This window comes from Falsiroseomonas oryzae, assembly GCF_027856955.1.
Classification (GTDB): domain Bacteria; phylum Pseudomonadota; class Alphaproteobacteria; order Acetobacterales; family Acetobacteraceae; genus Falsiroseomonas; species Falsiroseomonas oryzae.
This window is the reverse complement of record NZ_JAPSMD010000314.1, coordinates 1-6,435: the sequence shown is the minus strand read 5'-3', so window position 1 is coordinate 6,435 and position 6,435 is coordinate 1. Positions and strand designations below refer to the sequence as shown.

Here is a 6,435-nt window from a genome sequence, read left to right as displayed (position 1 = left end):
GGCCTTCGGCGCCGGCCCCTTGGCCAGGGCCGCCTCGACATCCGCCTTCACGATCCGCCCGTTCGGGCCGCTGCCCGCCAGCCTGGCCAGGTCGATGCCGACCTGCTGGGCCATGCGCTTCGCCAGCGGCGAGGCGATGACGCGGTCCGCGCCGTTCGCGCGCGGCGGGTCGGGCTGCGGGTCGAAGCCCTTCGCGGCGCCCGGCGTGGTGGGCGCAGGCTCGGTCTTCGGCGCCGCCGCGGCGGGCGCGGCATCGGCGGATTCGCCGGCTTCCACCAGCACGGCGATCACGTCGTTCACCTTCACGTTGGCCGTGCCGTCGGGCACCAGGATCTTGCCGAGCACGCCCTCGTCCACGGCCTCGACTTCCATCGTCGCCTTGTCGGTCTCGATCTCGGCGATGATGTCGCCGGCCTTGACCTGCTCGCCTTCCTTCTTGAGCCAGCGCGCCAGCGTGCCCTCCGTCATGGTGGGCGAGAGGGCCGGCATCAGGATGTTCGTCGCCATCGGTCCGGCTCCCTCAGCGATAGGTCACGCGCTTGGCGGCATCCACCACCTGCTCGAGCCGCGGCAGCGCCAGCTTCTCGAGGTTGGCGGCGTAGGGCATCGGCACGTCCTCGCCGCAGACGCGCACCGGCGGGGCGTCCAGGTCGTCGAAGGCGTGCTCCAGCACCTGCATCGCGACCTCGGCGCTGATGCCGGCGAAGGGCCAGCCCTCCTCCACGATCACCAGGCGGTTGGTCTTCTTCACGCTGCGGGCCACCGTCTCGATGTCCAGCGGGCGGATGGTGCGCAGGTTCACCACCTCCGCGCTGATCCCCATGCCGGCCAACGCCTCGGCCGCCTGCATCGCCAGCCCGACCATGATGGAGAAGGAGACGATGGTCACGTCCGTCCCCGCGCGCTCCACCTTCGCCTTGCCGATCGGCAGGATGAAGTCCTCGTCCACCGGCACCTCGAAGGACTGCCCGTAGAGGATCTCGTTCTCCAGGAAGATCACCGGGTTCGGGTCGCGGATCGCGGCGCGCAGCAGGCCCTTCGCATCCGCCGCCGACCAGGGCGCGATCACCTTCAGCCCCGGGACATGCGCGTACCAGGAGGCGTATTCCTGACTGTGCTGCGCGGCGACACGCGCGGCGGCGCCGTTCGGGCCGCGGAAGACGATGGGGCAGCCCAGCTGGCCGCCGCTCATGTAGAGCGTCTTGGCCGCGCTGTTGATGATGTGGTCGATCGCCTGCATCGAGAAGTTGAAGGTCATGAACTCGACGATCGGCTTCAGGCCGGTGAAGGCCGCGCCGACCGCCATGCCGGTGAAGCCGTGCTCGGTGATCGGGGTATCGATCACCCGGCGCGGGCCGAACTCCTCCAGCAGGCCCTGGCTGATCTTGTAGGCGCCCTGGTACTGCGCGACCTCCTCGCCCATCAGGAACACGTCGGGGTCGCGGCGCATCTCGGCGGCCATCGCGTCGCGCAGCGCCTCGCGCACCGTCATCGTCCGGGTCGGGCCCCAGTCCTTCTCCGGCGCGGCCGCGGCCGGCTGGGCAGGGACGCTGGCCGCGCCTTCCTTCTTGTCCTGGCCACGAGCAGCGACGGCGCCGTGGTCCTCGCCCTTCGGCAGCGGGGCGGCCGCCTCGCGCTGGGCGGGGGCCTTCTCCGACGCGCCCGCACCGCCGTTCAGCTCCGCGATCGGCGTGTTGACGGAGACCGCGTCGGTGCCTTCCGGCACCAGGATGCGGGTCAGCGTGCCCTCGTCCACGGCTTCCACTTCCATCGTCGCCTTGTCGGTCTCGATTTCGGCGATCACGTCACCGGCCTTGATGGCGTCGCCTTCCTTCTTGAGCCAGCGGGCGAGCTTGCCCTCCGTCATGGTGGGCGACAGGGCGGGCATCAGGATCTGGGTCATCGGTCAGCGCGCCTCGATCAGGATGTCCGTGTAGAGCTCGCTCTCGTCGGGCTCGGGCGAGGTCTGGGCGAAGTCGGCGCTGTCCTGCACGATCGCCTTCACCTCGTCGTCGATCACCTTCAGCTCCGCCTCGGTCACGCCGTGGGCGTCCATCAGCAGCTTGCGCGCGGTCTCGATGCAGTCGTTCTGCTCGCGCATCTTCTGCACCTCCTCCCGCGTCCGGTACTTGGCCGGGTCGGACATGGAATGGCCGCGATAGCGGTAGGTCTTCATCTCCAGCAGGTAGGGCCCGTTGCCGGCGCGGCAGTGCGCCACGGCCCGCTCCCCCGCCTCCTTCACGGCGGTCACGTCCATGCCGTTCACCTGCTCTCCCGGTATCCCCCAGGGCGCGCCATTCTTCGACAGGTCCTTCGACGCGCTGGCGCGGTCCAGGCTGGTGCCCATCGCGTATTTGTTGTTCTCGATGACAAAGATAACGGGCAGCTTCATCAGCGCCGCCAGGTTGAAGCTCTCGTAGACCTGGCCCTGGTTCGACGCGCCCTCGCCGAAATAGGTCACCGAGACGTTGTCGTTCTGGCGGTACCAGTTGGCGAAGCCCAACCCGGCGCCCAGCGCCACCTGGGCGCCGACGATGCCATGCCCGCCGAAGAAGCCCTTCTCCCGGCTGAACATGTGCATCGAACCGCCCTTGCCCTTGGAGTAGCCGCCGATGCGCCCGGTCAGCTCCGCCATCACGCCGCGCGCCTCCATGCCGGTGGCCAGCATGTGCCCGTGGTCGCGGTAAGAGGTGATGACCTGGTCGCCGTCCTTCAGGCAGAGCTGCAGGCCGACCACCACGGCCTCCTGGCCGATGTAGAGGTGGCAGAAGCCGCCGATCAGACCCATGCCATAGAGCTGCCCGGCCTTCTCCTCGAAGCGGCGGATCAGCAGCATGTCGCGATACGCGCGGAGCAGCTGGTCGCGCCCCATCGCGGGCGCCGCGGCACCCTTGCCGCGCGGCTTGCGGGTGGCAGCTTCGGCCATGCCGTCATCCTTCCTTGGCGAGCTCAGCAGGCCGCATCTACGCGGCCTGCCCGAGCGGTGCAAGTTTGCCGTTGCAGCGAAAAGCCCTTGTTGTGCAATGCAATAGAGGATTTAACTCGATATTGGTTAAGTGACATTTCGGTTCTGCACCGCCTGCATGGCGCGCTGTGGAGTCCAACGTCGGAGGCCAACCCCGTCTCCGCTGACGCCCCGAACGCCCTTCGGTTCGCCCAACCCCACGCTGCCAGCGTCGCCGTCCGCCAGGGGTGCCGGATGGCCCTGCCTTCAACTGCGGTGCCGCCGCGCGATACGCTGCGCCGCGCCACGCTGCGGGCGCCTGCCGCGCCGGCGGAGGGCATCGGCCTGAACATCGGCCACGGGACGCGCCTGGTCCTGCACCCAGCCCCGCCGGGCAGCGGCAGCCGCTTCCGCTGGCACGCCGCGCCCGGTGCGCCGGGGCGGGAAGTGACGGCACTCTCCGCCAAGGCCCGCACGCCGCCCTTCTGCAGCGCGCTCGCCGTGCCCGAACGCGACGACGGAGAGGCACTGCTGCGCACGCCGGGACACCTGCTGCCCGCGCTCGGCGTGGACGATGCGGTGGCGGAACTCGAAGGTGCGCCGGACGTGCCGTTCCTCGACGGCAGCGCCCTGCCCTGGTGCCGGCTGATCGCCGCCGGCATCGCGGAGAGCCCCGCGCCGCGTCATGCCCTGGCGCTGCCGCGGCCGGTGGAACTGGCCGCCGAGGGTCGCTTCATCCGCGCGGGTTCCGCGCCGTCCCTCTCCTTCGATGTCTCGATGGACCTGGCCGGCTGGGGTGAGCTGCGCTGGGCCGGCGTACCGAGCGGCGACGCCTTCGTGGCGGCGCTGGCGCCGCGCGCAGCTTCGGGCGCCTCCGCTGGGCGCTGCCGGCGGCGCTCCTCCCGCTGGCCTCGTCACGCCCCTTGCTCCGTGGCGCGCGGCTGTCCAACACCGTGTCGCTGCTTCGCCGCGGGATCCTGGGCGGAGCACGGCTGTCCGCGGAGCCGGTGCGACACCGCGCGCTCGACCTGCTCGGGGATCTGGCGCTGCCCGGTGCACCACTGCCGGCGCATGTCACGGCACGCCGGCCGCAGCATGCGCTCAACCAGGCCTTCGTGCGGCAGCTGCTGGAGCAGCGCGATGCGCTGGTGCCGGTGGAGCCCGGGTGACGGCGATCAGAAGAGCCGGCGCTCCGGCCCGTAGGGCACCACGATCTCGTCGCGGCCGACCATGTTGAGCAACTGCCGCGCGCGCTCGTCCAGCTGGTCGCGGTCCAGCAACTCGCCGCGCAGCCCGTTCACCCGCCGCTCCATCGCGGCCAGATCCGCCTGCACCCGTTCGCGCTCGGCCGTCGCCTCGGCGATCTGCTGCACGCGCTGGTCGCGCGCGATCAATCCGCGCTCGCCATGCACCGCATGCCAGACGAAATAGCCGCAGCAGGCGATGAACAGCACCGGCAGCGCCGCGGCGCGCAGGCGGCGGCCGATCCAGGCGAGCACCCCGCTCCGCTCGGAAGTTTCGAACTCGTCCCCCAAAGTCCCGAGCCCCCCAGCCCGTCGGCAGCCGGGCTACCTCGCCGGCTGCGCATGTTGCGCACAGAATCAGGAAGCGCGCGGGCTGTCCAGCGGAAAGCGGCTATTGCCTACGAGATTCAGCCGTCAGGCGGCGGCAAAGGCGTCCACCGCCTCCTGCTCGGTCGCGTGCATCCGCAGCAGGCTGTCGAATCCGGCCGTCTCCAGCACCGCGGCGACCATGTCGCGCGCATTACTGATCTTCAGCTCGCCGCCATGCGACTTCAGCAGGCGCGACAGCCGCAGAATCACCCGCAGCCCCGCGCTGCTGACATAATCGAGCCCGCCCAGGTTCAGCACGCAACGCGTTTCCGCCCCTGTGCCGATGGCGTCGATGCGGTCGCCTACATCGCCCGCGGTGTGCGAGTCGAGCCGGCCCGACAGCTCGATCACCAGGACATCCTGCACCTTGCGGGTGGCGAACTGCATCGGGGTGCTCCGGTCCGGGGCCGGCGGCGGAAGCCGCCGGTGGCGCCAAGCCTAGAGACGCCGGGCGCCGCCCGTCAAACCGGATCGCAGGCGGATCAGCGCCGCACCGCCGCGCGCCCGCCGTAGCGCGCCGCCGGGCCCAGCTGCTGCTCGATGCGGATCAGCTGGTTGTACTTCGCCGTCCGGTCGGAGCGGCTGAGCGAGCCGGTCTTGATCTGCCCGCAATTGGTGGCGACGGCCAGGTCGGCGATGGTTGCGTCCTCCGTCTCGCCGGAGCGGTGGCTCATCACGGCACGGTAGCCGGCGCGATGCGCGGTCTCCACCGCCTCCAGCGTCTCGGTCAGGGTGCCGATCTGGTTGACCTTCACCAGGATGGCATTGCCGGTGCCGCTCTCGATCCCCCGCCGCAGGCGCTCGGTGTTGGTCACGAAGAGGTCGTCGCCCACCAGGTTCACCGTGCCGCCCAGCCGGTCGGTCAGCAGCTTCCAGCCGGCCCAGTCATCCTCCGCGCAGCCATCCTCGATGGAGACGATCGGCCACTTGGCGCAGAGCGCGGCGAGGTACTCCACCATCCCCGCGGAATCGAGCGTCTTCCCCTCGCCTTCCATCCGGTAGGCGCCATCGTGGAAGAACTCGGTGGAGGCGCAGTCCAGCGCCAGCACGATGTCCTCGCCCATCCGGTGCCCCGCCTTCTCGCAGGCGCGCGCGATGAAGGAGAGCGCCTCGTCGGCAGAGCCGATGTTCGGCGCGAAGCCGCCCTCGTCGCCGACATTGGTGTTGTGCCCAGCATCGTGCAGCGCCTTCTTGAGTTGGGCGAAGACCTCGGACCCGATGCGCACGGCATCCGCCACGGTGCCGGCGGCGACCGGCATGATCATGAATTCCTGGATGTCGATCGGGTTGTCCGCGTGCTTGCCGCCATTGATGATGTTCATCATCGGCACGGGCAGGGTGCGCGCGAAGACGCCGCCGACATAGCGATACAGCGGCATGCCGAGATCGGCCGCGGCCGCCTTGGCCACCGCCAGAGACACCGCCAGCATCGCATTGGCGCCGAGGCGCGCCTTGTTGGGCGTGCCGTCGAGCTCGAGCATGGTCTCGTCGATCTTCACCTGCTCGGTCGGGTCCATCCCGCCGATGGCGTCGAAGATCTCACCCTCGACATTGGCGCAGGCCTTCAGCACGCCTTTCCCGCCGTAGCGGGCCTTGTCGCCGTCGCGCAGTTCCACCGCCTCGTGCGCACCGGTGGAGGCGCCGGAGGGGACGATGGCGCTGGCCCGCGCGCCGGTGTCCAGCACCACCTCGGCCTCCACGGTCGGGTTGCCGCGGCTGTCGAGGACCTCGCGGGCGATGATGTCGGCGATGGCGGCCATGTGGGCTCTCCGGCGGTGCGTCGGGCGGCGCTTAACCCTTGGCGCACGGGCGGGCAAGGGCCGGCGGCGCGGGCGCGCACCCCGGGCCGGGCCGGGCGCCGCCCCCTGGGACGCGCGG

7 protein-coding genes are annotated in these 6,435 nt (G+C 70.5%); 1 reads left to right on the top strand and 6 read right to left on the bottom strand.

Annotated features, from left to right (window positions below):
* The 3 genes from OZN99_RS22805 to pdhA form a co-directional block, all read right to left on the bottom strand.
* A partial coding sequence (locus OZN99_RS22805) for a biotin/lipoyl-containing protein (RefSeq protein WP_270937555.1) occupies positions 1-507 on the bottom strand: 507 nt, incomplete at its 3' end.
* A gap of 13 nt (positions 508-520) precedes the next feature.
* Positions 521-1,903, bottom strand: coding sequence for a pyruvate dehydrogenase complex E1 component subunit beta (locus OZN99_RS22800; RefSeq protein WP_270937554.1), 1,383 nt, complete (start codon positions 1,901-1,903; stop codon positions 521-523).
* 3 nt (positions 1,904-1,906) lie between these two features.
* Positions 1,907-2,872: a pyruvate dehydrogenase (acetyl-transferring) E1 component subunit alpha gene (gene pdhA, locus OZN99_RS22795; protein ID WP_408611897.1), complete on the bottom strand. Its 966-nt coding sequence runs from the start codon at positions 2,870-2,872 to the stop codon at positions 1,907-1,909.
* Between the two features lie 327 nt (positions 2,873-3,199).
* Between pdhA and OZN99_RS33620 the strand changes: the two genes are divergently transcribed.
* On the top strand, positions 3,200-4,147 hold the full coding sequence (locus OZN99_RS33620) for a UDP-3-O-acyl-N-acetylglucosamine deacetylase (protein ID WP_270937552.1): 948 nt from the start codon (positions 3,200-3,202) through the stop codon (positions 4,145-4,147).
* Here the strand turns inward: OZN99_RS33620 and OZN99_RS22785 are convergent.
* The 3 genes from OZN99_RS22785 to eno all read right to left on the bottom strand — a co-directional run bounded on the left by OZN99_RS22785 (position 4,120) and on the right by eno (position 6,317).
* Positions 4,120-4,443, bottom strand: coding sequence for an FtsB family cell division protein (locus OZN99_RS22785; RefSeq protein WP_270937551.1), 324 nt, complete (start codon positions 4,441-4,443; stop codon positions 4,120-4,122). The two genes, OZN99_RS33620 and OZN99_RS22785, sit on opposite strands and share 28 nt — an antisense overlap.
* A 159-nt stretch (positions 4,444-4,602) precedes the next feature.
* Complete coding sequence (locus tag OZN99_RS22780) at positions 4,603-4,944, bottom strand: STAS domain-containing protein (protein ID WP_270937550.1); 342 nt, start codon at positions 4,942-4,944, stop codon at positions 4,603-4,605.
* Between the two features lie 95 nt (positions 4,945-5,039).
* The gene (gene eno / locus OZN99_RS22775) at positions 5,040-6,317 is read right to left on the bottom strand and encodes a phosphopyruvate hydratase (RefSeq protein WP_270937549.1); all 1,278 of its coding nucleotides are present in this window, start codon (positions 6,315-6,317) and stop codon (positions 5,040-5,042) included.
* Positions 6,318-6,435 lie beyond the last annotated feature (118 nt).

What these genes read in the sequence shown, in the direction of transcription:
- OZN99_RS22800 (WP_270937554.1), bottom strand. Translation starts at nt 1,903, where the DNA reads ATGACCCAGATCCTGATGCCCGCCCTGTCGCCCACCATGACGGAGGGC.
- pdhA (WP_408611897.1), bottom strand. Translation starts at nt 2,872, where the DNA reads ATGGGGCGCGACCAGCTGCTCCGCGCGTATCGCGACATGCTGCTGATC.
- eno (WP_270937549.1), bottom strand. Translation starts at nt 6,317, where the DNA reads ATGGCCGCCATCGCCGACATCATCGCCCGCGAGGTCCTCGACAGCCGC.
- OZN99_RS22780 (WP_270937550.1), bottom strand. Translation starts at nt 4,944, where the DNA reads ATGCAGTTCGCCACCCGCAAGGTGCAGGATGTCCTGGTGATCGAGCTG.
- OZN99_RS33620 (WP_270937552.1), top strand. Translation starts at nt 3,200, where the DNA reads ATGGCCCTGCCTTCAACTGCGGTGCCGCCGCGCGATACGCTGCGCCGC.